The sequence below is a fragment of the Enterobacter sp. UPMP2052 genome, assembly GCF_053709675.1.
Window position 1 is genome coordinate 306951 of sequence record NZ_JBSKJR010000001.1, and the last position, 25969, is coordinate 332919.

General features: G+C 56.9%; 22 protein-coding genes. 8 read left to right on the forward strand and 14 right to left on the reverse strand.

Annotated features, from left to right (window positions below):
• Positions 1-44: 44 nt before the first annotated feature.
• Positions 45-1805 (reverse strand): DEAD/DEAH box helicase, encoded by a 1761-nt coding sequence (locus ACWKX3_RS01415; protein WP_454541152.1) that lies wholly within the window; start codon positions 1803-1805, stop codon positions 45-47.
• Between the two features lie 151 nt (positions 1806-1956).
• Here ACWKX3_RS01415 and rsuA point away from each other — a divergent pair, with 151 nt between their 5' ends.
• The 3 genes from rsuA to ACWKX3_RS01430 all read left to right on the forward strand — a co-directional run bounded on the left by rsuA (position 1957) and on the right by ACWKX3_RS01430 (position 4500).
• The gene (gene rsuA / locus ACWKX3_RS01420; protein WP_088208074.1) at positions 1957-2664 is read left to right on the forward strand and encodes a 16S rRNA pseudouridine(516) synthase RsuA; all 708 of its coding nucleotides are present in this window, start codon (positions 1957-1959) and stop codon (positions 2662-2664) included.
• 15 nt (positions 2665-2679) lie between these two features.
• Positions 2680-3876, forward strand: a complete 1197-nt coding sequence (locus ACWKX3_RS01425) for a Bcr/CflA family multidrug efflux MFS transporter (RefSeq protein ID WP_454541153.1) — start codon at positions 2680-2682, stop codon at positions 3874-3876.
• Between the two features lie 279 nt (positions 3877-4155).
• Positions 4156-4500, forward strand: coding sequence for a YejG family protein (locus ACWKX3_RS01430; RefSeq protein WP_042320285.1), 345 nt, complete (start codon positions 4156-4158; stop codon positions 4498-4500).
• Between the two features lie 3 nt (positions 4501-4503).
• On the opposite strand, the gene yejF is transcribed toward ACWKX3_RS01430, so the two are convergent.
• From yejF to ACWKX3_RS01475, 9 genes are all read right to left on the reverse strand, one after another.
• Entirely contained in the window at positions 4504-6093 is a 1590-nt protein-coding gene (yejF, locus tag ACWKX3_RS01435; RefSeq protein ID WP_006176446.1) for a microcin C ABC transporter ATP-binding protein YejF, read from the reverse strand.
• A gap of 1 nt (position 6094) precedes the next feature.
• A complete protein-coding gene (locus ACWKX3_RS01440) occupies positions 6095-7120 on the reverse strand; it encodes an ABC transporter permease (protein ID WP_006176445.1) in 1026 nt (341 codons plus the stop codon).
• Positions 7120-8214: a microcin C ABC transporter permease YejB gene (locus ACWKX3_RS01445; RefSeq protein WP_006176444.1), complete on the reverse strand. Its 1095-nt coding sequence runs from the start codon at positions 8212-8214 to the stop codon at positions 7120-7122. The genes ACWKX3_RS01440 and ACWKX3_RS01445 overlap by 1 nt, the downstream gene beginning before the upstream one ends.
• 9 nt (positions 8215-8223) lie before the next feature.
• Positions 8224-10029: an extracellular solute-binding protein gene (locus tag ACWKX3_RS01450; RefSeq protein ID WP_454541154.1), complete on the reverse strand. Its 1806-nt coding sequence runs from the start codon at positions 10027-10029 to the stop codon at positions 8224-8226.
• A gap of 73 nt (positions 10030-10102) precedes the next feature.
• Positions 10103-11659, reverse strand: a complete 1557-nt coding sequence (locus ACWKX3_RS01455) for a cyclic di-GMP phosphodiesterase (protein WP_137849400.1) — start codon at positions 11657-11659, stop codon at positions 10103-10105.
• A 127-nt stretch (positions 11660-11786) separates the two neighbouring features.
• Positions 11787-12356, reverse strand: a complete 570-nt coding sequence (gene mepS / locus ACWKX3_RS01460; RefSeq protein WP_006176441.1) for a bifunctional murein DD-endopeptidase/murein LD-carboxypeptidase — start codon at positions 12354-12356, stop codon at positions 11787-11789.
• A 411-nt stretch (positions 12357-12767) separates the two neighbouring features.
• Positions 12768-13484 (reverse strand): phosphatase PAP2 family protein, encoded by a 717-nt coding sequence (locus ACWKX3_RS01465; protein WP_454541155.1) that lies wholly within the window; start codon positions 13482-13484, stop codon positions 12768-12770.
• A gap of 33 nt (positions 13485-13517) precedes the next feature.
• A complete protein-coding gene (locus ACWKX3_RS01470) occupies positions 13518-14504 on the reverse strand; it encodes a CobW family GTP-binding protein (protein WP_337285089.1) in 987 nt (328 codons plus the stop codon).
• 123 nt (positions 14505-14627) lie between these two features.
• Complete coding sequence (locus ACWKX3_RS01475; RefSeq protein WP_454541156.1) at positions 14628-16094, reverse strand: mannitol dehydrogenase family protein; 1467 nt, start codon at positions 16092-16094, stop codon at positions 14628-14630.
• Between the two features lie 205 nt (positions 16095-16299).
• Between ACWKX3_RS01475 and uxuA the strand changes: the two genes are divergently transcribed.
• Positions 16300-17490, forward strand: a complete 1191-nt coding sequence (gene uxuA / locus ACWKX3_RS01480; RefSeq protein ID WP_058609836.1) for a mannonate dehydratase — start codon at positions 16300-16302, stop codon at positions 17488-17490.
• A 117-nt stretch (positions 17491-17607) separates the two neighbouring features.
• Here the strand turns inward: uxuA and yeiP are convergent, their stop codons facing one another.
• Positions 17608-18180, reverse strand: coding sequence for an elongation factor P-like protein YeiP (yeiP, locus tag ACWKX3_RS01485; protein ID WP_006176435.1), 573 nt, complete (start codon positions 18178-18180; stop codon positions 17608-17610).
• Between the two features lie 163 nt (positions 18181-18343).
• Between yeiP and ACWKX3_RS01490 the strand changes: the two genes are divergently transcribed.
• Complete coding sequence (locus ACWKX3_RS01490; protein ID WP_454541157.1) at positions 18344-18598, forward strand: YkgJ family cysteine cluster protein; 255 nt, start codon at positions 18344-18346, stop codon at positions 18596-18598.
• Here ACWKX3_RS01490 and setB read toward each other — a convergent pair.
• Entirely contained in the window at positions 18595-19776 is a 1182-nt protein-coding gene (gene setB / locus ACWKX3_RS01495; protein WP_102890465.1) for a sugar efflux transporter SetB, read from the reverse strand. The genes ACWKX3_RS01490 and setB overlap by 4 nt on opposite strands.
• Positions 19777-20129: 353 nt before the next feature.
• Here setB and fruB point away from each other — a divergent pair, with 353 nt between their 5' ends.
• From fruB to fruA, 3 genes are read left to right on the forward strand one after another with little or no spacing between them, the layout of a single operon-like run.
• Positions 20130-21260 (forward strand): fused PTS fructose transporter subunit IIA/HPr protein, encoded by a 1131-nt coding sequence (gene fruB / locus ACWKX3_RS01500; RefSeq protein WP_454541158.1) that lies wholly within the window; start codon positions 20130-20132, stop codon positions 21258-21260.
• The gene (gene fruK / locus ACWKX3_RS01505) at positions 21260-22198 is read left to right on the forward strand and encodes a 1-phosphofructokinase (protein WP_006176431.1); all 939 of its coding nucleotides are present in this window, start codon (positions 21260-21262) and stop codon (positions 22196-22198) included. Before fruB ends, fruK begins: the two co-directional genes overlap by 1 nt.
• A gap of 16 nt (positions 22199-22214) precedes the next feature.
• Entirely contained in the window at positions 22215-23900 is a 1686-nt protein-coding gene (fruA, locus tag ACWKX3_RS01510) for a PTS fructose transporter subunit IIBC (RefSeq protein ID WP_313827100.1), read from the forward strand.
• 47 nt (positions 23901-23947) lie between these two features.
• On the opposite strand, the gene nfo is transcribed toward fruA, so the two are convergent.
• A complete protein-coding gene (nfo, locus tag ACWKX3_RS01515; RefSeq protein WP_006176429.1) occupies positions 23948-24805 on the reverse strand; it encodes a deoxyribonuclease IV in 858 nt (285 codons plus the stop codon).
• A 64-nt stretch (positions 24806-24869) separates the two neighbouring features.
• Positions 24870-25916: a YeiH family protein gene (locus tag ACWKX3_RS01520; protein WP_454541159.1), complete on the reverse strand. Its 1047-nt coding sequence runs from the start codon at positions 25914-25916 to the stop codon at positions 24870-24872.
• Positions 25917-25969 lie beyond the last annotated feature (53 nt).

Here is a 25969-nt window from a genome sequence, read left to right on the forward strand (position 1 = left end):
GGCATTTTATACTCAAACGCCCCGCACATCAACGAAAAGTCCCGTCAGCCGCGTAATTCATTTGCCCGGCGAAAGCGGCCTTCGTAGTCAAAGACCTTTTCACGCACCTGCCAGTACTGGCCTTTTTGACGGGCAACCACGAAATCGGGATGGCGCAGAAACGCCTGCTGATGCACGATATCGGCAACCGTTATCCAGCGCAGGGGCACCCCCGGCGTGCGGGTATGTGGGCGAATAAACAGCTGCTCAAACGCCATTCGCTGGGCAGGCGTGTGTAACCTGAACCGCTCGCTGACGTCTGCGCCGTCCTCATCGTAATAGGTAATTTTTAACCATTCGCCTTTTTCGTCCGCCCCCGGCTGCAGCGCCATGCCGGAACAGCGAAGCACCAGCGCGTCTTTCAGCTTCAGCGCGGCTTTGAGCATGTCGTCCGGGTCAACCAGCACGGTGTCGCATTCCCGGCAGCGACGGGCGGCGATGTCGTTCTCCGCGTTGCACTGCGGGCAGTTTTTAAAGCGGAAGCGGAAATCGCACTGTTCGCGATGGCCGTCGTCATCTTCAAACCAGCCCTGGCAGCGCCGGCCAAAATGTTCAATCAGCGTGCCGTCAGCGGTGGTTTTGCCCCAGAAGGTGTTAGCGAATCCGCAGGCAGGACAAAAGACCTGAACCGGCACGTTGTCACTTTTGCCTTTCGGCGCGCCCACTTCCGGCGCGTAAAGATCGTGGGGGTTCCCGGCGTAGTCCAGGATCAGGCAGTCGGTTTTCCCCGGCGCCAGGCGCAGCCCGCGCCCGACGATCTGCTGATACAGGCTGACCGATTCGGTCGGGCGCAGAATGGCGATCAGGTCGACGTGCGGGGCATCAAAGCCGGTGGTCAGCACGGATACGTTGACCAGATAGCGGAACTGCTGCGCCTTGAAAGCCTCAATCAGCGCGTCACGCTCCGGGCCGGGGGTATCGCCGGTGATAAGCGCGGCATCGTCAGCGGGCAGCAGGCCGGTGATCTCTTTCGCGTGCTCGACGGTGGCGGCGAAAATCATCACCCCTTTGCGTGTCCGGGCGAACTCTTCAATCTGGCTGATGATATGCGGCGTGATCCGCTGCTGCTTTTTCAGCTCATGATTGAGGTCCGCTTCGCTGAACAATCCGTTGCTCTGCGCCTGGAGTCGGTTGAAGTCGTACTGCACCACGGGCATATCCAGCCGCTCGGGCGGCGTCAGATAGCCGTGCTTAATCATGTACCGCAGCGGAAGCTCGTAAATGCAGTCGCTGAACAGCGCTTTTTCGTCCCCGCGCACCATGCCGTGATAGTGGAAACGGTAGATCCAGCCTTTGCCCAGGCGAAAGGGGGTCGCGGTCAGCCCGAGCAGGCGAATCTGCGGGTTTACCGTTTTCAGATGCGTCAGGATCTGCTGATACTGGCTGTCGTCGTCATCGCTGATGCGGTGGCACTCGTCGACGATCAGCAGCGAAAACTCGCTGCGAAACTGCTCCAGGTTACGGGCAACCGACTGCACGCTACCAAACACCACTTTACCGTGGCTCTCTTTGCGTTTCAGCCCGGCGGCGAAGATGTCGGCGTCCAGCCCGAGCGCACAATATTTGGCGTGGTTCTGCGCCACCAGCTCTTTGACGTGCGCCAGCACCAGCACGCGCCCGCGCGCCAGACGTGCCAGCTCGGCAATCACCAGACTTTTACCCGCGCCGGTGGGGAGCACAATGGCCGCGGGCGTTGTGTGTTTTCGAAACCAGGCCAGGGTGGCGTCAACGGCTTCCTGCTGATAGGGGCGGAGTGTGAAAGTCATGAGGTCTCGGTTTAGTTATTTCGCATATAGTATGCCACGAAACTTTTTCCCTTGAGTGGCGCAACCAGACCATTATACTGAACCGTTCTTGACTGCTTCTTTTTCGGACGCGTTGTCCGACTTCCAGCACCATTAAGGCTAAAAAGATTTCATGCGACTTGATAAGTTTATCGCTCAGCAACTCGGCGTAAGCCGCGCTATTGCAGGGCGCGAGATCCGCGCCAGCCGCGTTACCGTGGATGGCGACATTGTGAAAGACTCGGCGTTCAAACTCCAGCCTGAACATCAGGTAGAGTATGACGGTAACACGCTTACCCAGCAGAACGGCCCGCGCTACTTCATGCTTCACAAGCCGGAAGGCTACGTCTGCTCAACGGACGATCCCGATCACCCGACGGTGCTCTATTTTCTGGATGAGCCGGTCGCGCACAAGCTGCACGCCGCCGGTCGTCTGGATATCGACACCACCGGTCTGGTACTGATGACCGATGACGGCCAGTGGTCGCACCGCATTACCTCTCCGCGTCACCACTGCGAGAAAACCTACCTGGTTACGCTGGAGTCGCCGGTGGCGGACGATACGGCAGAACACTTTGCGAAAGGCGTTCAGCTGCACAATGAAAAAGATCTCACCCGACCGGCAGTGCTGGAGGTTATCACCCCAACGGAAGTCCGTCTGACCATCAGCGAAGGGCGATACCACCAGGTGAAACGGATGTTTGCCGCCGTGGGCAACCGGGTGGTGGGTCTGCATCGCGAGCGCATTGGCGCCATTGAACTCGATCCGGAACTTGCGCCAGGCGAATACCGCCCGCTGACGGAAGAAGAGATCGCCAGCGTAGGCACACCTTCGCGTTAATTTCAGGAGAACCCTGTGACCACCAGGCCACACTCGTCTTTCAAAATCGTCTTCATTCTTGGCCTGCTGGCCATGCTGATGCCGCTGTCTATCGATATGTATCTGCCCGCGCTGCCGGTGATTTCCGCGCAGTTTGGCGTACCGGCGGGCAGCGCCCAGATGACGCTCAGTACCTATATTCTCGGTTTTGCCATCGGTCAGCTGCTGTACGGCCCGCTGGCAGACAGCCTCGGGCGTAAACCGGTTATCCTTGGCGGGACGTTAATCTTTGCTGGCGCAGCGGTGGCCTGTGCCCTGGCGCAGACAATCGATCACCTGATCGTCATGCGCTTTTTCCACGGCCTGGCGGCGGCTGCGGCAAGCGTGGTGATTAATGCCCTGATGCGTGATATCTACCCGAAAGAAGAGTTCTCCCGCATGATGTCGTTTGTCATGCTGGTGACCACCATTGCGCCGCTGGTTGCGCCAATGGTGGGCGGTGCGGTGCTGGTGTGGTTCAGCTGGCATGCGATTTTCTGGATTCTGGCCATTGCCGCGCTGCTGGCGTCGGCGATGATTTTCTTCTTTATTGATGAAACGCTGCCCGTTGAGCGTCGGCAGAAGTTCCACATCCGTACCACGCTCGGGAACTTCGCTTCGCTGTTCCGCCACAAGCGCGTGCTGAGCTACATGCTGGCAAGCGGCTTCAGCTTCGCCGGGATGTTTTCGTTCCTGAGCGCCGGGCCGTTTGTCTACATTGAGCTGAACCACGTCTCCCCGCAGCACTTTGGCTATTACTTCGCGCTGAACATCGTGTTCCTGTTTGTGATGACCATCATTAACAGCCGCTTCGTACGGCGCGTTGGGGCGTTGAATATGTTCCGCGCCGGGCTGTGGATCCAGTTTGTGATGGCGATATGGCTGGTGGTGAGTGCCTTCTTTGGCATCGGTTTCTGGGCGCTGGTGATAGGGGTTGCGGCGTTTGTCGGCTGTGTGTCGATGATCTCCTCCAATGCGATGGCGGTGATCCTCGACGAGTTTCCCCACATGGCAGGAACGGCATCGTCGCTGGCGGGGACCTTCCGCTTCGGCATCGGCGCGATTGTGGGGGCGCTGCTTTCGCTGGCGACCTTTAACACGGCCTGGCCGATGCTCTGGGCGATCGCTTTCTGCGCCACAAGCTCGGTTCTTTTTTACCTGTACGCCAGCCGGTCGCGAAAAGTCGCGAACTAGCGCATAAATAAGGCCCAACTCGGGCCTTTTTTTTGACACATGTCAACCAAACCCCCGTTCGTTTACCCTCTGTTTGTTTCTTTTATGTAAAATCTATTTGTGTAAAAAGTCACATCATTGTATTTAAAAAGGTTGAGTTAGATCGCAGAAACGGGTACATATAGCCCCGACGCGAGGCTGCCACTCCTATAAAAAGCGCTGAACAGTGCAGGTTAGCGATGATGTGTTACTATAAATGTAAATAAATTGTTAAGTAAATTTTGCTTCCGGGGAACGAACGTGAATACATTACAACTCTCCATTGTCCATCGCTTGCCCCAGAGCTATCGCTGGTCGGCGGGTTTTGCAGGTTCAAAAGTTGAACCGATTCCGCAAAGTGGTAAAGAGTGCGAGAATTGTCTGGTTGCGCTTAAGCTGCTAAGCCCGAGCGATGAAAACGCATGGCCGGTAATGGAACGTCTTAGCCAGGCGTTGACGGATATCGAAGTGGTCAGCTCCGTGCTGGAGTGCGAAGGCGAACCCTGCCTGTTCGTCAACAGCCAGGACGAATTTGCCGCCACTTGTCGTCTGAAAAACTTTGGCGTGGCGATTGCCGAGCCTTTCTCTGGTCACTATCCCTTCTAAGCGCTAGTCTGCCTGCAGCAGCTGGCGCGTATAGTTTTGCGTTGGCGCGGCGAAAATGCGTTGGCACTCCCCCTGCTCGACAACCTCTCCCTGCCGAAGCACAATCACCTGATGGCACAGCGCCCGCACCACCTGTAAATCATGACTGATGAAGATATAGGCAAGGCGGTGCTTTTCCTGCAAGTCTTTTAGCAGTGCCAGGATCTGCGCCTGCACCGTTCTGTCGAGTGAAGACGTTGGCTCATCAAGAATGATCAGCTCCGGTTTTAAGATAAGCGCGCGGGCTATCGCAATGCGCTGGCGCTGTCCGCCGGAAAATTCAGCCGGGTAGCGATGCCGCGTGTCGGGATCCAGGCCTACCTCCACCATCACGCGCATCACGTCGTCTTCGCGCTGCCGGGTCGTCAGTTCAGGGCGATGAACGCGCAGCCCCTCTTCGATGATTTGCAACACGCTCAGCCGTGGGTTGAGCGACGAGTTCGGATCCTGAAAAACAACCTGCATACGCGGACGCACGGGAAGCATCTGACGCCGGTTCCAGTCGTGCAGTGGCATACCGTCGAAAATAATATCCCCCCGTGAGGCAATTAAGCGCAGCAGCGCCAGGCCGGTGGTGCTTTTACCCGAGCCTGACTCGCCAACCAGCCCGAGCGATTCCCCCGGTCGCAGCGAAAAACTGACGTTTTTTAGCACGATTGTGTGGTCAACGACGCGCCGCAGTATGCCTTTGCGCACCGGAAACGAGACGGCCAGATCCTTCACCTGCAGTAACGGCACGCTGTCTGCGCTCAGGGGAACCGGGTCGCCTGACGGTTCGCTATCCAGCAGGCGCTGCGTATACGGGTGCTGTGGAGCACTGAGCAGGGCGGCGGCGCGGTTTTGCTCAACGCAGCGTCCGTTTTGCATAACGGCCACGCTGTCCGCCAGCTTTTTCACAATGCTCAGGTTGTGGGTGATAAACAGCAGGCTCATGTTCAGCTCGTCACGCAGTTCGCGCAGCAGGTGCAGGATCTGCGCCTGCACCGTGACGTCAAGAGCGGTTGTCGGCTCATCGGCAATCAGCAGTTCCGGGCGGGTGAGCAGGGCCATGGCGATCATCACGCGCTGGCGCTCACCGCCGGAGAGCTGGTGGGGATAATCGCTTAGCCGTTTGGCCGCGTGACGTATGCCGGTACGCTCAAGGCAGTCCAGGATCTCTCCTCGCGCCGCCTCTTTACGCATGCCCCGGTGCAGGGACAGCACTTCATAAAGCTGTTTTTCCAGGGTGTGCAGCGGGTTGAGCGACACCATCGGTTCCTGAAAAATCATGGCAATTTTATTGCCGCGGATCCCGCGCAGGGTCCGCTCATCGGCGTGAAGCAGCGAGCTGCCGTGAAACAGAATATCGCCCTGCGGATAACTGACCGGCGGGGATGGGAGCAGGCGCAGCACCGAGAGCGCCGAAACGCTCTTGCCGGAACCGGACTCGCCCACCAGCGCCAGGGTTTCACCGCGCTGGATCTGCAAAGACAAATCCGTGACCACCCTGCGCGTTTCGCCCTGCCTGGAAAACGCAATCGACAGGTGATCAATACTCAGAAGAGGCTGCGTCATCTTATACCGCCTTGTTAGGATCAAACGCGTCGCGCACGGCTTCGCCAATGAAGATCAGCAGCGAGAGCAATATAGCCACCGAGAGGAAGGCGGTGATGCCCAGCCACGGCGCCTGAAGATTATTCTTGCCCTGCAGCAGCAGTTCGCCGAGCGACGGGGAGCCGGGCGGTAACCCGAACCCGAGAAAATCAAGCGAGGTCAGGGTGGTAATGGAGCTGCACAAAATAAACGGCAGGAAGGTGAGGGTCGCCACCACGGCGTTGGGCAGCATATGGCGGAAGATGATCCCGCTGTCGCTCACGCCCAGAACCTGGGCGGCGCGGATGTAGTCGTAATTGCGGGTTCGCAGAAACTCCGCGCGCACCACGCCCACCAGCGCCATCCAGCCAAACAGAACGGTGATCCCCAGCAGCCACCAGAAATTCGGCTGAACCACGCTTGAAAGCAGAATGATTAAAAACAGGGTCGGCATGCCGGACCAGACCTCAATGATACGCTGGCCCCAGAGATCGACCTTGCCCCCGTAATAGCCCTGAATGGCGCCCGCCACGACGCCCATGACGCTGGAAAACAGCGTCAGCATCAGCCCAAAGAGGATCGAGATTCGTGTGCCATAGAGGATGCGCGCCAGCACATCACCGCCGTTGGCATCGGTGCCCAGCCAGTTTTGCCGGGAGGGCGGAGAAGGGAAGGGGGTCTGGGTGGCGTAATTGATGCTGTTTGCGCCAAAGCGAATCGGTGCCCACAGCGCCCAGCCGTGCTGCTCGATATGCTGACGCAGCCAGGGATCCTGATATTGCGCCGGTGTGGCAAAGGGCCCGCCAAAATCGCTTTCGCTGTAGTTAGCCAGCACGGGCACGTACCAGCGGTCGTTGAAGTGCACCAGCAAGGGTTTATCGTTGGCAATCAGCTCCGAACACATGCTCAACGCGAACAACACGGCGAAGATCCACAATGACCAATAGCCGCGGCGGTTATGACGAAAGCGCGCCCAGCGGGCCTGATTAACGGGGCTTAAGTGCGGCATCAGCGGCCCTCAAAGTCGATACGGGGATCGACCAGCGTATAGCTGATATCGCTAATGATATTCAGCAGCAGGCCAATCAGGGTGAAGATGTAGAGTGTGCCAAACATCACCGGATAATCGCGAGAGACGGTCGCTTCGTAGCCCAGCAGTCCCAGGCCATTCAGGGAGAACATCACCTCTATCAGCAGCGAACCGGTAAAAAACATGCTGATGAAGGTGGCCGGAAAGCCTGCAATCACCAGCAGCATGGCGTTGCGGAAAACGTGTTTCCACATGATCTGCTTTTCACCGACGCCCTTGGCGCGCGCGGTGACCACGTACTGTTTGCGGATCTCATCGAGAAACGCATTTTTGGTCAGCATCGTCAGCGCCGCAAAGCCGCCAATCACCGTCGCCAGCACCGGCAAAGTGATATGCCAGAAATAGTCGGTGATTTTTTTATACCACGGCAGGGTGCTGAAGTCGGCTGACACCAGCCCGCGAAGCGGGAAGATATCGAAGTAACTGCCGCCAGCGAAAAAGACAATCAGCAGCACGGCAAACAAAAACGCCGGGATCGCATAGCCCACAATGATGAACGTGCTGCTCCAGATATCAAAGCGGCTGCCGTTGTGGACCGCTTTACGGATCCCCAGCGGAATCGACACCAGGTAGATGATCAGCGTCCCCCACAGACCCAGCGTAACCGACACCGGCAGGCTCTGCTTAATTAGGGTCAGGACCGAGGCGCTGCGAAACAGGCTGTCGCCAAAATCAAAACGTACGTAGTTCCACAGCATGGTGAAATAACGCTCGTGCAGCGGCTTATCAAAGCCGTAGCGCTGGGTGATCTCGGCGATCACCTCCGGATCCAGCCCGCGCCCGCCCCGGTAATGGCTATCGCTGATATTACCCACGCCGGTTCTGGCATGGCTTGCGCCTAAACCTTCCCCGCCGCCGCCCGGTATCGCGCCGCTGTTGCCAAATTCCACCGCCGCGATCGCTTGATCCACCGGGCCGCCGGGCGCAATTTGCACGATAAAAAAGTTGATGGTGATGATGGCCCACAGCGTTGGAATAACCAGCAGCAGACGACGGATCAGATAAGCACCCATGGTTATTCCTTAGCGCCGCTCGGCAGGGAGCTTCCCGGCCTTATTCACGTCATACCACCAGGTATCAAAACCCAGTGAATAAATGGGGCGCACGGACGGCAGCGAGAATTTATCCCAGCGGGCCGTACGATCTTCACCCATGTACCACATCGGCAGCATGTAATAGTTCCAGGTTAACACCCGGTCAAGCGCCCGGCCCAGGGGCAGCAGTTTGTCTTTATCGCCCTGCGCCGCAATAATTTTGGCGATGAGGGCATCGATGGCCGGGCTTTTCACCCCTGGCGCGTTATAACTCGAGTCAATATAGCTCGAGGCCCAGGCGATCTGCAGGTCGCTGCTCGGCCAGGGCTGAGCGGACCACAGGCGCTGCATCATATCGTAATCACGGCTGCGCATGCGGTTGGTGATCTGCGCATTATCCACCTGACGAATATTCAGGGTCACGCCCAGGCGTTCAAGGTTCTGTTTAAACGGCATCACCCACTGGTTATCAGCACCCGAGGAGAGCAGTAGCTCAAAGCTCAGCGGTTTCCCGGTTTTTGCGTTGATCCGCTTTTGATTTTTAAGCGGCCAGCCCGCCGCGTCCAGCAACCGGCTGGCCTTCAGGAGGTTATCGCGATCGAAGCCATTGCCGTCCGACACCGGCGGGGTAAAGACGGAGGTAAACACCTCGGGAGGCAGTTCAGCTTTCAGCGGGGCCAGCAGGACCAGCTCGTCCGCATTGGGATAATCGCGGGCGGCATATTCCGTATTCTGGAAATAACTGTTGGCGCGGCTGTAGGCACCGTAAAAGAGCGCTTTGTTCATCCATTCAAAATCAAACGCCAGGGTTATCGCCTCGCGGACCCGTCGGTCGGCAAAGACCGGACGCTGGATATTAAACGCCAGCCAGCGCGTGTCCTGGGCAGACTCATTTTTGTGTTCGTCTTTGACGATGTACTTTTTAGCGAAGTTCTTGCCGATGTAGCGGGTCGCCCAGTTTTTGGCGCTGCTCTCGAGGCGTAAATCAAAGGCACCGGCTTTGAACGCCTCAAACGCGACGTTATCGTCCAGGTAGTAATCGTAGCGGATGGTATCGAAGTTCCAGCGCCCGCGGTTGACGGGCAGATCGGCGGCCCAGTAGTCTTTGACGCGGGAATAGACCAGATACTGACCCATCCGCCAGGCGGTGATGCGGTAGGGACCACCCGCCAGCGGCGGCACGGAGAGCGGATCGCTGAGCTTATGGTTCTTCCAGAAGGATTCCGGCATCACCGGCAAGGAGAACAGGCTCAGCATGTTCTCTTTATTCGGCTCGCTCAGTTCGATACGCACGGTAAGCGGTGCGATGGCCTTAATGGTGGTGCCTTTATACACCAGACGAAACTGCGGCACGCCCTCGGTCATAAACTTATGGAACGTGAAGGCGATGTCGCTGGCTTTTACCGGCGTGCCGTCATGAAAACGCGCGCGGGGGTTAATCGACACTTCAGCCCAGGCAAAATCATCCGCATAACGGACATTATCCGCCACCAGGGGATAGTAGCTGCCCGGTTCGTCGTCGGAGGTAACAAAAAGGGTATCGTAGAGCGATTCGGTGCGCGCAGCCGCCACGCCGCGCAGCGCGTAGCGGTTAAAGTTATCGAAGGTGCCGGTGGCGGAAAGGGTGACGTTTCCCCCTTTTGGCGCGGCGGGGTTGACGTAATCAAAGTGGGTGAAGTTAACGGCATATTTCGGCTCGCCGATGACGGCAAACGCGCTGCTCTCTTTGATTGTCTGTGCCTGAGCGGGCAGGCACAGGAATGCCATTAGCATCAGTATTACGCGCATCACCATCGGCCGCGGTCCCTCTTTGTATCGAATGGCTCAGATAAACTGAATAATAAGTGACGCCGACGCGATTGTGAAATTATTCGCGGGGTTGCGGCTTATCCGGCGTCCACTGGCTGAATTGCTCCAGCGGCATCGGACGGCTAATCCAGTAGCCCTGCAGGAAGTTCACTCCGTGCTCCCGCAGCCAGGCCGCCTGTTCGGGGGTTTCCACACCTTCCGCCACGGTGGACATGTTTAACCGCCTCGCCAGCGTCAGCACGGCGTCAAGCACGGGGGAGGTCACGGTTTCTGTCCCAATGGCGTTAACGAAGCCGCGGTCGATTTTGATGTAGTCCATGGTGAAACGCTCAAGGTAGATAAGCGCGCTGTGCCCGGTCCCGAAGTCGTCGATGGCGATCTCAAACCCTTCGTTGTGCAGCCACTCAAACAGCGTATTGGCCTGATGATGGTTGATCATATCGCGCTCGGTAATCTCCAGTACGGTCTGGAAATGATGTGGAGGCAGCAGGCTGGTAAAGGTACGCATATCGTCTTTAAAGCTGTCGGCGTGCAGGTGCCCTGGCGCGATGTTGATCCCGAGCTTCGCGCCGGGCGGTAAAAGCGTTTGTAAAACCGGCGCATCGCGAATAATCAGGTCGAAAAGATGCAGCGTCAGCGGGACGATCAGCTTCTGGGCTTCGGCAAAGTTGATAAAGGCGTCGGGCGGGATTTCGCCCATGGTGGGGTGCTTCCAGCGCATCAGCACCTCTACGCCGCGCATTTTAAGCTCTTTCGCATCCACCACCGGTTGATAGACCACGTAGAACTGACCTGCCTTGATGGCGGTTAAAATCTCTTTACCCGGGTTCTGGCGAATGGTCAGGATGTAGAAGTTAAGGGAGCCTCCCGCAATCCCGCAGACCAGGCCGAAAAACAGGGCGAAGAGCATTTCATCCGTGGTCCAGGCTTGCGCATACATTTTGATGGTGATCGGCACGGCCTTAAGCGTGGCGGTGCGGGCCGGATGTTGATTCAGGTCGTGCGCGTTGACCAGGTTCGGGGACATGGTGGATAGCGCTTTATCGCCAATGACGACGGCAATTCCCGTGAATGCGTCCTGACGTGAGGTGTAGAGCAGGTAGGGGGCCAGGTTGAGGTTCACCGAGGTAAACACGCCGCCGTCTTTCACCAGCGGATTTCGATGCCAGATGGCGATCGCCGGCTTGTTGGGGAGCATGGGCGTCCCTGGCAAAAGGGCCATATCGATCTGCTTAGTGATATTCAGGTCAGGAATGAGTTCCTGCATGGGGACCTGCATAGGCCCGGTTGCGGATGAGCAAAACGCATTGCTGTCCCGGACCAGCAAAAAGGCGCGTACGTTGATACTAAAGGCTGCGCGCGAGGTCAGCTCGCCGCTCACATCATGGCAGTTGCTCAGCGTGAGCGGCTGGAGCACATCGATAGCAGTTTTCAGCTCGCCGAAATACCCCTCCATGTACACGCTCAGGTCTGAAATTAAGGTATCAAACTTGGCCTGTCGCTTCTGATAGCTCCAAAAAAACTGTATTGAACCCATAAGCAGGGCGATGAAAAGGCCTGTCAGGATACTGAGGATCGCTATTTTGCGATTGCTGAAAAAGTAGCGGGTAAACATAGACGTCGTGCTTCCTGAATGGCCGCTGAATGTGTTCAGTGTAACGGGCAAAAAAAAACACTGCCGAAGCAGTGTCTTTCTTTATCGTATCGCCAGCCAAGGGATAACTCACGATACAACAGTTATATTAACTGCGGGTCAAAACTCGGCGCGCTTCGTTGTAGCGCTTCTTCCAGTATGGCTCGTTCATGCTGGAGATGGTCACACCGCTGCTGGTGGAGGCATGGACAAACTGATCGTTGCCGATATAGATGCCCACATGTCGGCCGGTCGATCCTGCCTTGAACAGGACTAAATCACCGGTACGCAGTTTGGTGCGTGAAATCGACTTGCCCATCACCTGCTGTTCATAGGTTGAACGCGGGAGGTCTAACCCAAATTGCTCGCGGAAGGTACGCTGTACGAAACCGGAACAATCAATGCCTTTCTTGGTGCTGCCGCCCAGACGATAACGCACGCCTTTCCAGTCAGCATACTGGTCCATAATACGGGACTTCACGTCCAGATTACGTACCATATTTTCAAATTCATCCTGAGAGGCTTGCAGTGAAGAGGAATCTTCCATTCCCACAACACGCGTCTCAGGATGCATATTCTTCGCGGTGTTCGTTGTGCTACATGCTGAAAGCAGTACCGCCACTGCAATCGCCGGGATCCCCCGCAAGATATATCTCAAAATCGGTTGAGATTTGACCATGTTGTTTATTATCCCTTGAAGTCCTTAACGAAAAAATCGTTATAAAAATGCCAAACGTGACGAGACTAATTACCTGCGCACAATCAGACAATTCTTTATGGCCAAATCTGTGGCACAGCGCACAAATTTATTCACCACAGTAATAATTATCTTTGTGGGGCAAAACGAGTCTGAGATTACCCGATTGCAAGGGCTATTGCGAGCAAAAATACCCTTTTTTTTATAAGAAAAAGTGATACAGAAAGTGAATAACTGCAATAGCGCAAAATGCCGTCAAAATTGCTGCTTAAATGCGCAATTCATTCATTTCTAACATGAATGTGATGACGAGAATATGACAGCCAGACAGGCGAAAGGGGGGAGTCGCATCAGGGATCCCAAACGATCCCTGATGGATGATGATAATTTAGGTTAGATATTTGTTTTAATTTTGTTGCTATTTCCAGGCATATAACGATCGAAAAGCGCAATTAAACGGTCGCTTAAGGGGGTCATTAAGCACCATGGTGCCCCAATGAGCACCGCCGTCAGGGAGCCAACGGCAATATCGGTAAACCAGTGCGCACCAATCATGACGCGCGGGAAGGCAAATATCACGACGATGGCCAGAGCAATGGCAAAGGCTTTTTTACCGAAATAACGCAGCATGAAGGCGGAGAAAATAAGCAGCATCATGCCGTGATCGCCAGGGAAACTGTCTTTCGACGCGTCTTTTGTCGAAATATGCAGCAATTCACTCACGCGGTAAATATTCGGGAACGACAGGGAGGGGCTTGCGCGTTTAACCGGCATCAGATGCTGCGCCAGCTGGTTGATCACCACCGCCGCCAGCAGCATCACCAGACCCATCATTATGATACGACGACGCCCTGTTTTGTCCTCTTTCAGCCAGAAGGAGAGCATTAAACAGCCCATCGCCAGCAGCGAGCAACCGTCAAAGGCACGGTTATTGGTAATCGCTACCAGCCATAAAAACGCCTTACTTTTTACCAGTTCCTGATTAAAGAAATGGAAAATGCTGGAATCCAGCGGGAACCACAGGCCGTGGTTCACCGGAAGATACCAGGATAAAAAGAGCGCCAGCCCGGCAGCGTTCAACAGTAATATCTGGGGGTATCGAGTCGTCATATTCTTCAGCATAGTGTTAAAACTGGGGCAACGTTAGCCACCCGAACTTAAACGAAGCTTCAACAGACTGGACTGGAGTGCGTTCCAGTCGGTGTTAACCGCACTAATTAACTCTATTCGGCTATCCGGCGGCGCGACGTTCTGCGTTTCGATAAAGAAGTCCTCACCCTGGCGGTTTATCCGCACCAGGCCGTCCTGCGTGCGCATCACCCCTTTTACACGCTCAACCGGGGCCAGCCTGGCCCACTCAAGGATGCCAATGGTGTCAAACTGCGTGTCGGCGTCAAAAATCCATCCGCAGGCCTGATGCCCCTGACCGCTGTTCAGGTTACGCCGCCAGCGCTGATGCTCAGGCAGGCTTAACGCCGCCAGGCCATGCTTCACGCCATGATGATGCGCGTGCTCGGGGCTGGATGGCAGTTCTGTCTGATTCAGGCGAGGAAGATCGAGCAGCGTGCCATCAATGTTTCCCTGCGTGGTCTCGACACGCTGGCGTCCGCCGCCCGCGTGTTGCCACCAGGCCGCCAGTGCCGCCTGGCTCTCGGGCGTGCTGCGGTCGGATTTATTCGCCACAATGATATCTGCCGAGGCGAGCTGGTCGCGGAAGTTCTCATTGCTCAGCGTTTTTTCATCGAGCAGCTGGCGCGGGTCGAGCAGGCAAAGCGTGGCGCGCAGATCGATCCAGGGTTCATAAACCGGTGCGGTCAGTAAATCGAGAATTTGCTTCGGATGGCCCAGCCCCGTGGGTTCAATCAGCAGACGGTCGGGTTTGCCCTGACGGAGCAGCGTGTTCAGCCCCACCTGCATCGGCAGACCATTCACACAGCACATGCAGCCGCCGGGGATCTCCTTGATCATCGCACCGCTGTTGGCCAGCAGCGCACCGTCGATACCGACTTCGCCAAATTCGTTAACCAGCACGGCCCATTTTTCGGACGGATCTTTATTTGCCAGCAAATGCAGAATGGAGGTTGTTTTGCCGCTACCGAGGAAGCCGGTGATGAGGTTGGTTTTGGTCACGTGTGCTCCGAGAGATAATCGTAATGCTAAACCGATAATCTATCATCCTGGCGAAAAAAACGGGCATTGAGAAGGGGAGGCGCGAACGGAGAGGCGCCCCGTTCGCGTTAAACGCAATAATCGCTAAATATTTAACGTTTCGATAACGGCCCGGCGCGCGCCATCGCGGACGAGGCGCTGGTAGGCCTGAACGATTGCGTCCACGAACGCCGGCGTTTGCGGCAGGTCGTGGCCGAAGATCTCGTTTAGCCCCAGCAGGGCGGTGACGCGATCGGCTTCGCTGCTGGTGCTCACAATGCCACGGATTTTCTCGCTAAGCGGATCGCGAACGTCGATTGCGTTTCCCTGGTCATCCGTGCCGCTGACGTAGCGCATCCAGCCCGCCACGCCCAGCGCCAGCAGAGGCCACGCGGTATGACGTTCAAGATGCACGCGGATGCCGTCGAGCATCCGCTGCGGCAATTTCTGGCTGCCGTCCATCGCAATCTGCCAGGTCCGGTGCTGAAGCGCCGGGTTGGCAAAACGGTCGATCAGGCTGTCGGCATAGGCGGTGAGGTCAACATCCGTAATGCGCAGGGTAGGGGCCTGTTCGTCCAGCATCAACCGGCGCGCGGCCTCGCGGAAGTGCTCATCCTCCATGCATTCATTAATATGCGCGTAGCCCGCCAGGTAGCCAAGGTAGGCCAGAAACGAGTGGCTGCCGTTCAGCATCCGCAGTTTCATCTGCTCCCAGGGCAAAACGTCCTGCACCATCTGCACGCCTGCGACCTCCCACTCTGGCCGTCCGGCGACAAAGTTATCTTCAACCACCCACTGGATAAATGGCTCACAGCTGATGGCGCAGGGATCGTCCACGCCAAGGGCCTGGGTGATTTCGGCCAGAGAGGCCTCGGTGGCGGCCGGAACAATCCGGTCGACCATGGTGCCCGGGAAGCTGACGTGCGCATCAATCCAGGCGGCAAGCTCAGGGGAGCGTTTTTGCGCCATCCCGAGCACGGCGTTTTTCACCACATGTCCGTTATTCGGGATGTTATCGCAGGAGAGAACGGTAAACGGCTGCAACCCCCGCTCGCGGCGGCGATGCAGCGCTTCGACCAGAATACCCGGCGCGGAATGCGGTTCAGACGGATTTTCAAGGTCATGGACAATGCGGGCGTTTTGCGTATCCAGCCTGCCGGTAGCCGGGTCGAGGCAATAGCCCTTTTCAGTGATGGTGAGAGAAACAATCGCCACCTGCGGTTCGCAGAATTTTTCAATGATCGCCGCCAGCGAGTCGAGTTTTGCATTCAGACATTCATGTACCGCGCCGACGATAATCGGCTGATTCCCGTCAGGCCCTTTCTCCAGCACGGTAAACAGATGGTCCTGGGCGCGCAGCTGGCTCATCAGCACGTCGCCGCTGAACAGGCTGATTTCGCAAATCCCCCAGTCACCCCCCTTTGCGTTCAGTACCCGGTCTGTTAACAATGCCTGATGCGCGCGATGAAACGCACCAAAGCCAAAATGGACGATGCGCGAGCGCAGTGACTGACGGTCGTAGTGCGGCTGTTGAACGTGGAAAGGAAGCGCGGTGGAGGCAATTGTCTTCATGAAATACACACCTGATTAACCATTAATTAACAATGCCAGTGTAAAGTTATATGACAACAAAGAGAATTGGTAAGCCGTAAATATCGCGATTATGTGAGTTTGATCAATCAATGCCGTGGGCTATATTGACCCTCATGATTAAACATGTATGGTAGTCGTCAACAAAGTCATTCATATTGGTATAACAACTTTAAGGGGTGGGACGATGGAACAAACCTGGCGTTGGTACGGACCGAACGATCCGGTTTCGCTTGATGATGTGCGTCAGGCAGGCGCGACGGGCGTCGTGACGGCACTGCACCACATTCCCAACGGCCAGGTGTGGCCGGTTGACGAAATTAAACAGCGCCAGGCGCTGCTGGCGGAAAAGGGCTTAACCTGGTCCGTGGTCGAAAGCATTCCGGTGCATGAAGAGATCAAAACCCGTTCCGGCGAGTGCGACACCTGGATTGCCAACTATCAGCAGAGCATTCGTAACCTCGCCGCCTGCGGGATTGATACCGTTTGCTATAACTTTATGCCTATTCTGGACTGGACGCGTACCGATCTGGAATACCAGATGGCAGACGGCTCTAAAGCGCTGCGCTTTGACCAGATTGCCTTTGCGGCATTTGAGCTGCACATCCTGAAACGTTCTGGTGCCCAGGCGGATTACACCGCCGAAGAGCAGGAGCAGGCGAAGCAGTGGTTTGATGCCGCCAGCGAAGCTGATATCGAAAAACTGACGCGCAATATCATTGCCGGTCTGCCGGGGGCCGAAGAGGGGTACACCCTGGATCAGTTCCGCGCGCGTCTGGCCGAGTACGGTAATATCGATAAAAACCAGCTGCGCGACAACATGGCCCACTTCCTGCGCGCCATTGTCCCGGTCGCAGAAGAGGTGAAAGTGCGTCTGGCTATCCATCCTGACGATCCTCCGCGTCCCATCCTCGGCCTGCCGCGTATTGTCTCGACAATCGAGGATATGCAGTGGCTGAAAGAGACGGTCGACAGCATCTATAACGGCTTTACCATGTGCACCGGCTCCTACGGCGTGCGCGCGGATAACGACCTGGTGCAGATGATCGAGACCTTTGGCGATCGGATCCACTTCACCCACCTTCGCGCTACCTGCCGGGAAGAGAACCCGAAAACCTTCCACGAAGCGGCGCACCTGGGCGGCGACGTGAATATGGTGGCGGTGGTGGATGCGATCCTGGCGCAGGAAGTTCGCCGTAAGCAGGCGGGCGATGTGCGTCCAATTCCGTTCCGTCCGGATCACGGGCATCAGATGCTGGATGATTTACGCAAGAAAACCAACCCGGGCTACTCGGCGATTGGTCGCCTGAAAGGGATGGCGGAAGTGCGCGGCGTTGAGCTGGCGCTGAAGATGACGAAGTATCCGGAGCTGCTGTAAGCTCTGTTGCCCGGTGGCGCTACCGCTTACCGGGCCTACAAAAAACCGGCCTGAGAGCCGGTTTTTTAGTTTTTGCAGGTCGGGTCAGGCGAAGCCGCCACCCGACAAATGCGGCAATCAGTCAGCACGACCCATATAGCGTTTTTCTTCGATATGGATGCGGATTTTCTCGCCTGCTGAGAGGTACTCAGGCACCTGAACAACCAGGCCGGTCGTCAGCGTTGCCGGTTTGTTACGGGCGCTCGCGGACGCGCCTTTGATACCCGGTGCCGTATCGACAATTTCCAGGTCGACGGTTTGCGGCAGTTCCAGCGCCAGCAGCACGCCATCCCAGGTCAGCACCTGCATGTCCGGCATCCCACCTTCAGGAATGAACAGCAGCTCTTCTTCGATCTGATCTTTGGTGAAGATATACGGCGTATAGTCTTCTTTATCCATGAACACGTATTCGTTGCCGTCGATATAGGAGAAATCAACGTAGCGACGGGTCAGGGTCACGGTATCCACGATATCGTCGCCTTTGAAGCGCTCTTCAACCTTCAGGCCGGTACGCACGTCGGCGAAACGCATCTTATACAGCGTTGCAGCACCGCGGGCGCTCGGGGCCTGAATATCGATATCTTTCACAATCAGCAGTTTGCCGTTGTAATTCAGTACCATACCTTTCTTAATTTCGTTCGCTCTTGGCATTGCAGTAATCCTGTTTACGGGAGGTAAAAAATATCGCGCCAAATTACTCGCGCGCGCCCTTTCAGGCAAGAGGAATTCGCGGCTTTTGCTATCAATACACAAAAGGTGTTACTGTGCGCCCGATGCCCGACTGCGCGGGCATTTCTACCCACAGAGAGCCTTTATGGATTGTCGTCCGGACTGTGGCGCGTGCTGTACCGCACCGTCCATCTCAAGCCCCATACCCGGCATGCCGCAGGGCAAGCCGGCAAACATGCGCTGCGTTCAGCTCTCTGAGTCCAATCTGTGCATGATCTTTAGTTCGCCTTTGCGCCCGAAGGTGTGCGCCGGGCTTCAGCCCAGTGCCGGAATGTGCGGCAGCACGCGCGAACAGGCCATGACCTGGCTGCTTGAGCTGGAGAGCCTCACCGCGCCCTAAACGTCTTTAATGCGCGTCAGACACCCGATGGTCACGACGCACATCACCAGCGCAATCCAGAACACCGTGTGATAATTCCAGATTTCCGCCACGATCCCGGCCATGGAGCCGGCAATAATCCAGCCCACGCGGGTGGTATTAGTATAAAGGGTGGTGGCTGCGCCTGCCTGTCCGGGCATCAGATCCTGGAAGTAGAGCATCCCGATGCCCGCCAGGATCCCGATGTAAATCGCGTTCAGCAGCTGTAACGCCAGCAGCAGCGCCGGGCTATGCACCGTCAGCATGCCGATATAGAACAGCAGCCCGGCGACGGCCGCAATGCGCATCAAAAAGCGCTTTCCGAAGCGCTTCGCATAATAACCGGCGATGAGCATGGTCGGGATCTCCAGACCTGCCGCGGTACCCATCATTATGCCCGCCAGTTTCTCCGGCAGGTGCAGCTCGTCAATAATAAACAGCGGCATATTAATAATGTAGAGACTGTTGGTTCCCCACATCAGCATACAAATGATGAATAACAGCAACGCGTCACGACGATTGCGGCGCGGCGCTTCCAGCACGCCGGTCGTGACTTTTGGTTCTTTGCGCATCGACGGCAGGAAAAACCATACCATTGCGCCGCACACCACAAACGCCACGGCGGCGCTCAGGTACATCACCGTAAAACCAAAACCCATCGCCAGCGCATACGCCAGCGGCGGGCCAATCACCCATGCCAGGGAGACCTGGGCACGCAGAATGGAGCTGAACATGACCGCTTCGCGCCCGGTGCGATCGGCGTGCTCGCGGGCAAGGGCGAACATCTGCGGGTTGGCGGTGGAGCCAAAGCTGCTCAGGAATACGCCGACAAACAGCAGAACGAAGTAGTTTCGGTTCCAGGCGAACAGCACGCAGGCGAACACACCCAGCAGGCAGCAGAACACAATCAGGCTTTTGCGATCGCCTTTACGGTCAGAGCGGCCAGCAAGAAACTGGCTGACGAGGATCCCGATAATGGCGCTGCCGGTAAAGAAGAAGCCAACCATCGCCGGGCGGGCATGAACCTCGTTCGTTAAAAACAGGCTCAGCGTGGGCGTTTGTAATGCCCCCGCGATACCGGTGAGGAAAGCGACAATCAGAAACGCCGTTGACGTCAAATCAAAGGGCTTTGGTGAGGCGGCAGCGGGGGTGTTATGCATGTTTTATAATCAGAGAATGACAAAACCGCGGAGTTTACGCCGCCCGTCATAAAATAAACAGTGGGTGCCGTCAATTTCGCCACAAAAAATCAAAATAGCATTTCATTTTAGTCGTTCAGCTGAAGCTGCTGACGCCGTTTGCTGAACGTCAGCAAAACGGCTCGCTGCAACAGAAATGTGCGGCATCTCTAAATTCTGTTATACGGAATGTAACTTTTCTTGCAACATTCTCAAGAAAAAGGCAAGAATTCTTGAAACGTTTCAGCGCTATCTTGTTTGAACTGACGGAGCAGGTTAGCGCATTTTTTCTCATTAAGGCTGAAACGATTCAAGTTCAGCAGGAGAGGAGAACCATGTTCCAGTTATCTGTTCAGGATATTCACCCGGGCGAACAGGCCGGGAATAAAGAAGAGGCCATTCGCCAGATTGCCGCCGCGCTCGTACAGGCAGGCAACGTCGCGGAAGGCTACGTTGATGGCATGCTGGCGCGCGAGCAGCAGACGTCTACCTTCCTCGGCAACGGCATTGCCATTCCGCACGGTACAACGGATACCCGCGACCAGGTACTGAAAACCGGCGTTCAGGTTTATCAGTTTCCGCAGGGCGTCGTCTGGGGTGACGGCCAGGTGGCTTATGTCGCCATCGGTATCGCCGCGAGCAGTGATGAACACCTGGGCTTGCTGCGTCAGCTGACGCACGTGTTAAGCGATGACGCCGTTGCTGAACAGCTGAAATCTGTTACCACCGCCGAAGAGCTGCGCGCCCTGCTGATGGGTGAAAAACAGAGCGAAGCGCTGAAGCTGGACAACGAAACGCTGACCCTGGACGTTGCCACAAGCGATCTGGTGACGCTGCAGGCGCTGAACGCCGGTCGCCTGAAAGAGGCCGGTGCCGCTGATACTGCCTTCGTGACGCGCGTCATTAACGACAAACCGCTGAATCTCGGTCAGGGCATCTGGCTGAACGACAGTGCTGAAGGCAACCTGCGCAGCGCGATTGCCGTTAGCCGCGCGGCCACCGCTTTCGAGGTAGAAGGTGAACGCGCTGCGATGCTCGTCACCGTCGCCATGGCCGATGAACAGCCGGTTTCCGTGCTGAAGCGCCTGGGCGATCTGCTCCTGAACAATAAAGCTGAAAAACTGCTGAACGCCGATGCCGCCACCGTGCTGGCGCTGCTGACCAGCGACGACGTGCCGACGGATGACGTGCTGAGCGCTGAGTTTGTGGTACGTAATGAACACGGCCTGCATGCCCGCCCGGGCACCATGCTGGTGAATACGGTGAAACAGTTCGAAAGTGACATCACCGTGACCAACCTCGACGGTTCAGGTAAACCGGCGAATGGCCGCAGCCTGATGAAAGTTGTCGCGCTGGGCGTGAAGAAAGGCCACCGCCTGCGTTTCACCGCGCAGGGTGCGGATGCTGAACAGGCGCTGAAAGCTATTGGCGACGCCATCGCGGCAGGTCTGGGGGAGGGCGCATAATGAGCAGACGTGTTGCTACGATTACCCTCAACCCGGCTTACGATCTGGTGGGCTTCTGCCCGGAAATCGAGCGCGGCGAAGTTAACCTCGTCCGCACAACGGGCCTGCATGCAGCAGGGAAAGGCATTAACGTCGCCAAGGTTCTTAAGGATCTGGGTATCGACGTCACCGTGGGCGGTTTCCTCGGTAAAGACAACCAGGACGGTTTTCAGCAGTTGTTCAGCGAACTGGGCATTGCGAACCGTTTCCAGGTCGTTCAGGGCCGTACCCGCATCAACGTTAAGCTGACGGAAAAAGACGGTGAAGTGACCGATCTGAACTTCTCCGGTTTCGAGGTTACGCCATCGGACTGGGAGCGTTTCGTTAACGATTCGCTGACCTGGCTCGGTCAGTTTGACATGGTTTGCGTCAGCGGCAGCCTGCCGTCAGGCGTCAGCCCGGAAGCCTTCACCGACTGGATGACGCGCCTGCGCAGCCAGTGTCCGTGCATTATCTTCGACAGCAGCCGTGACGCCCTGGTAGCCGGCCTCAAGGCCTCGCCATGGCTGGTGAAACCTAACCGCCGCGAGCTGGAGATCTGGGCAGGCCGCAAGCTGCCAGAATTAAAAGATGTGATTGAAGCTGCCCATGCCCTGCGTGAGCAAGGTATTGCGCACGTGGTGATCTCTCTCGGTGCGGAAGGCGCACTGTGGGTGAACGCCTCGGGCGAATGGATCGCCAAACCACCGTCGGTTGAGGTAGTCAGCACCGTCGGCGCAGGGGATTCGATGGTTGGCGGCCTGATTTACGGCCTGCTGATGCGTGAATCCAGCGAGCATACGTTACGTCTTGCCACTGCCGTTGCCGCCCTGGCCGTCAGCCAGAGCAACGTCGGCATTACCGATCGTACCCAGTTGGCCGCGATGATGGCGCGCGTTGACTTAAAACCTTTTAACTAACAGCAGGAGAGGAATAATGAAAACGCTGCTGATTATTGACTCCGGACTCGGACAGGCTCGCGCCTATATGGCGAAGACGCTGCTGGGCGCGGCGGCTCACAAAGCACATCTGGATATTATCGACAACCCGGGCGATGCCGAACTGGCGATTGTGCTGGGCGACAGCATCCCGGCGGACAGCGCGCTGAACGGCAAAAAAGTATGGCTGGGCGATATCAATCGCGCGGTGGCGCATCCTGAACTGTTCCTGAGCGAGGCAAAAAGCCACGCAACGGTGTACAGCGCACCTGTTGCTGAAGCGCCGGTTGCGGCGTCCGGCCCGAAACGTATTGTTGCCGTGACGGCCTGCCCGACGGGCGTGGCGCACACCTTTATGGCGGCTGAAGCCATTGAAACCGAAGCGAAAAAACGCGGCTGGTGGGTGAAGGTTGAAACCCGCGGTTCCGTTGGCGCGGGCAACCCTATTACGGCGGAAGAGGTGGCTGAGGCGGATCTGGTGATCGTCGCGGCGGATATCGAAGTGGATCTGGCGAAGTTCGCCGGTAAGCCGATGTACCGCACCTCGACCGGCCTGGCGCTGAAAAAGACCGCTCAGGAGTTTGATAAAGCACTGGCGGAAGCTAAGCCGTATCAGGCAACCGGCGCGGCGAAAACCGCTACAGAAGGGAAAAAAGAGTCTGCGGGCGCGTATCGCCACCTGCTGACCGGCGTCTCCTACATGCTGCCGATGGTTGTTGCGGGCGGTCTGTGTATTGCGCTTTCCTTCGCGTTTGGTATTGAAGCGTTTAAGGAGCAGGGCACCCTGGCCGCGGCGCTGATGCAGATTGGTGGCGGCTCAGCCTTCGCGCTGATGGTGCCGGTGCTGGCAGGCTTTATTGCCTTCTCCATTGCTGACCGTCCGGGTCTGACCCCAGGTCTTATCGGCGGTATGCTCGCCGTGAGCACCGGTTCCGGCTTTATCGGCGGTATCATTGCGGGCTTCCTGGCGGGTTACGTCGCGAAGCTTATCAGCTCGAAGCTGAAATTGCCGCAGAGCATGGAAGCGCTGAAACCGATCCTGATCATCCCGCTGATCTCCAGCCTGGTGGTCGGTCTGGCGATGATTTACCTGATTGGTAAACCGGTTGCGGGCATCCTGGAAGGGCTGACCCACTGGCTGCAAACCATGGGGACGGCGAACGCCGTTCTGCTGGGTGCGATCCTCGGTGGCATGATGTGTACCGACATGGGCGGTCCGGTGAACAAAGCGGCCTATGCCTTTGGCGTTGGCCTGCTGAGTACCCAGACCTACGCGCCAATGGCGGCGATCATGGCGGCAGGTATGGTGCCACCGCTGGCGCTTGGACTGGCGACAATCATCGCGCGTCGTAAGTTCGACAAAGCACAGCAGGAAGGCGGTAAAGCCGCGCTGGTGCTGGGGCTGTGCTTCATCACCGAAGGGGCGATTCCGTTCGCCGCGCGTGATCCAATGCGCGTGCTGCCTTGCTGCATCGTCGGTGGCGCGGTGACCGGCGCTATCTCAATGGCGGTGGGTGCGAAGCTGATGGCACCGCACGGCGGTCTGTTCGTGCTGCTGATCCCTGGCGCAATCACCCCGGTGCTGGGCTATCTGCTGGCGATCGTCGCCGGTACGCTGGTGGCGGGCCTCTCTTACGCCGTGCTGAAACGCCCGGAAGCTGAAGCCGTAGCCAAAGCGGCATAAGCAGTAAGATGAAAAAAAAGCCGGGTTGCATGAGCACCCGGCTTTTTTTATGCCGCCTGTTCGGCGGTTTGCTGCGCTTTCAGCCAGGCAATCTCTTCGACCCAGATATCGGGATTGATGGTTTCCAGCACCATCGGGATCCCGTCGAAGCGCGGGTCCTGCATGATAAAGCGGAACGCATCGTGACCGATGTTCCCTTCGCCCAGGCTGTGGTGACGGTCGACCCGGCTGCCGAAGGCGCTTTTGGCATCGTTTAAGTGCATGCCGCGCAGGTACTGAAAGCCGACGATGCGCTCGAACTCATCGAAGGTGTGCTGACACGCCTCGGTGGTACGCAGATCGTAACCCGCCGCAAAGGCGTGGCAGGTATCGATGCACACGCCCACGCGGGTTTTGTCTTCCACGCCGTCGATAATCGCCGCCAGATGTTCAAACTTAAAGCCAAGGTTGCTGCCCTGACCGGCGGTGTTTTCAATTACCGCCGTCACGCCCTGCGTCTTGTCCAGCGTAATGTTGATGGATTCAGCGATGCGCGCCAGACAAGCGTCTTCATCAATTTGCTTCAGATGGCTACCCGGATGGAAATTCAGCAGCGTCAGCCCGAGCTGTTCGCAGCGCTGAACTTCATCGAGGAAGGCTTCACGGGATTTCTCCAGCGCCTCTTCAACCGGATGGCCGAGGTTAATGAGGTAGCTGTCGTGGGGAAGGATCTGGCCCGGCCCGAAGTGATATTTCTCGCAGGCGGCTTTGAAATCATCAATTATTTCGGTGGTCAGCGGTGCGGCACGCCACTGGCGCTGGTTCTTGGTGAACAGGGCGAAAGCGGTCGCCTCGATTTCTGCGGCGCGAATGGCGGCATTCGCCAGGCCGCCTGCAGCGCTAACGTGCGCTCCAACATATTTCATAAGGGAATTCCTGTTAACCCGAAATGCGTATGATAACGGGTTAACAGGGGAAGGATGTAGTGGTTTATGCCATCAGGCTGTGTACCGCGAGGTTAATCGCGCCACCGCCAACAATCAGCCAGATGAACAGCACCAGCGCCATCAGCAGCGGTTTTGCCCCGGCTTTTTTCAGCGCGCTGACGTGGGTGGTAACCCCCAGCGCCGCCATCGCCATTGCCAGCAGCACGGTATCGAGCGTCACCAGCATATCCACCACGGCTTTTGGCAGCAGATGGAACGAGTTAAAGATCGCCACCACGATGAACAGGATCGCAAACCACGGGATCGTGATTTTACTCTTCTGGTTGCCATCAGCGGGCGTCAGCTGTTTAACGCGTGCGGCCAGGAAAATCAGGAACGGAGCCAGCATCATCACGCGCAGCATTTTGGCGATCACCGCAGCGTTTTCCGCATCCGGGTTAATGGCGTGACCCGCCGCGACAACCTGCGCCACTTCATGCATGGTCGAGCCGATGTAGATACCGTAGGTTTCAGGGCTAAACCAGTGCACCAGCAGCGGGTACATGGCCGGGTAAAGGAAAATCGCCAGGGTACCGAAGATCACGACCGTTGCCACCGCGACGGTGACTTTACTGGCCTCTGCTTTCACCACCGGCTCCGTTGCCAGCACCGCTGCTGCGCCGCAGATGCTGCTGCCCGCGCCAATCAGCCAGCTGGTTTGCTTATCCAGCCCGAAGATCTTCTGGCCGATAAAGCACGCCAGCAAGAAGGTGCTGCTCAGCGTCAGGACATCAATGACGATGCCGCTCACGCCCACGTCCGCAATCTGGGAAAACGTGAGGCGAAAGCCGTAGAGAATAATCCCGAGTCGCAGAAGATGCTGCTTGGCGAAAATAACCCCACCGTCGCAGGATTTCCAGATGTGCGGATAAACGGTATTCCCGACGACCATGCCAATTAAAATGGCCAGCGTTAAGGCGCTGAAGCCTGCGCCCGCCACCGCCGGAATGCTGCCGCCCCAGAGCGCCACGCCGGTAATGACGGCACTGAGCGCAAGACCCGGCACGAAGTGCCACAATGTACGATGATGCTGTAAGGTGATTTCTGACATAACCTTCTCCTTTGTCTGGCTAAAGGTTACGGCGCTCTGGCTTAAAAATAAAA

What these genes read in the sequence shown, in the direction of transcription:
- ACWKX3_RS01445 (WP_006176444.1), bottom strand. Translation starts at nt 8,214, where the DNA reads ATGGGTGCTTATCTGATCCGTCGTCTGCTGCTGGTTATTCCAACGCTG.
- ACWKX3_RS01450 (WP_454541154.1), bottom strand. Translation starts at nt 10,029, where the DNA reads ATGGTGATGCGCGTAATACTGATGCTAATGGCATTCCTGTGCCTGCCC.
- ACWKX3_RS01520 (WP_454541159.1), bottom strand. Translation starts at nt 25,916, where the DNA reads ATGTCAGAAATCACCTTACAGCATCATCGTACATTGTGGCACTTCGTG.
- mepS (WP_006176441.1), bottom strand. Translation starts at nt 12,356, where the DNA reads ATGGTCAAATCTCAACCGATTTTGAGATATATCTTGCGGGGGATCCCG.
- ACWKX3_RS01475 (WP_454541156.1), bottom strand. Translation starts at nt 16,094, where the DNA reads ATGAAGACAATTGCCTCCACCGCGCTTCCTTTCCACGTTCAACAGCCG.
- fruA (WP_313827100.1), top strand. Translation starts at nt 22,215, where the DNA reads ATGAAAACGCTGCTGATTATTGACTCCGGACTCGGACAGGCTCGCGCC.
- setB (WP_102890465.1), bottom strand. Translation starts at nt 19,776, where the DNA reads ATGCATAACACCCCCGCTGCCGCCTCACCAAAGCCCTTTGATTTGACG.
- rsuA (WP_088208074.1), top strand. Translation starts at nt 1,957, where the DNA reads ATGCGACTTGATAAGTTTATCGCTCAGCAACTCGGCGTAAGCCGCGCT.
- ACWKX3_RS01455 (WP_137849400.1), bottom strand. Translation starts at nt 11,659, where the DNA reads ATGTTTACCCGCTACTTTTTCAGCAATCGCAAAATAGCGATCCTCAGT.
- ACWKX3_RS01465 (WP_454541155.1), bottom strand. Translation starts at nt 13,484, where the DNA reads ATGACGACTCGATACCCCCAGATATTACTGTTGAACGCTGCCGGGCTG.
- ACWKX3_RS01490 (WP_454541157.1), top strand. Translation starts at nt 18,344, where the DNA reads ATGGATTGTCGTCCGGACTGTGGCGCGTGCTGTACCGCACCGTCCATC.
- ACWKX3_RS01415 (WP_454541152.1), bottom strand. Translation starts at nt 1,805, where the DNA reads ATGACTTTCACACTCCGCCCCTATCAGCAGGAAGCCGTTGACGCCACC.
- uxuA (WP_058609836.1), top strand. Translation starts at nt 16,300, where the DNA reads ATGGAACAAACCTGGCGTTGGTACGGACCGAACGATCCGGTTTCGCTT.
- fruK (WP_006176431.1), top strand. Translation starts at nt 21,260, where the DNA reads ATGAGCAGACGTGTTGCTACGATTACCCTCAACCCGGCTTACGATCTG.
- fruB (WP_454541158.1), top strand. Translation starts at nt 20,130, where the DNA reads ATGTTCCAGTTATCTGTTCAGGATATTCACCCGGGCGAACAGGCCGGG.
- yeiP (WP_006176435.1), bottom strand. Translation starts at nt 18,180, where the DNA reads ATGCCAAGAGCGAACGAAATTAAGAAAGGTATGGTACTGAATTACAAC.
- nfo (WP_006176429.1), bottom strand. Translation starts at nt 24,805, where the DNA reads ATGAAATATGTTGGAGCGCACGTTAGCGCTGCAGGCGGCCTGGCGAAT.
- ACWKX3_RS01440 (WP_006176445.1), bottom strand. Translation starts at nt 7,120, where the DNA reads ATGCCGCACTTAAGCCCCGTTAATCAGGCCCGCTGGGCGCGCTTTCGT.
- yejF (WP_006176446.1), bottom strand. Translation starts at nt 6,093, where the DNA reads ATGACGCAGCCTCTTCTGAGTATTGATCACCTGTCGATTGCGTTTTCC.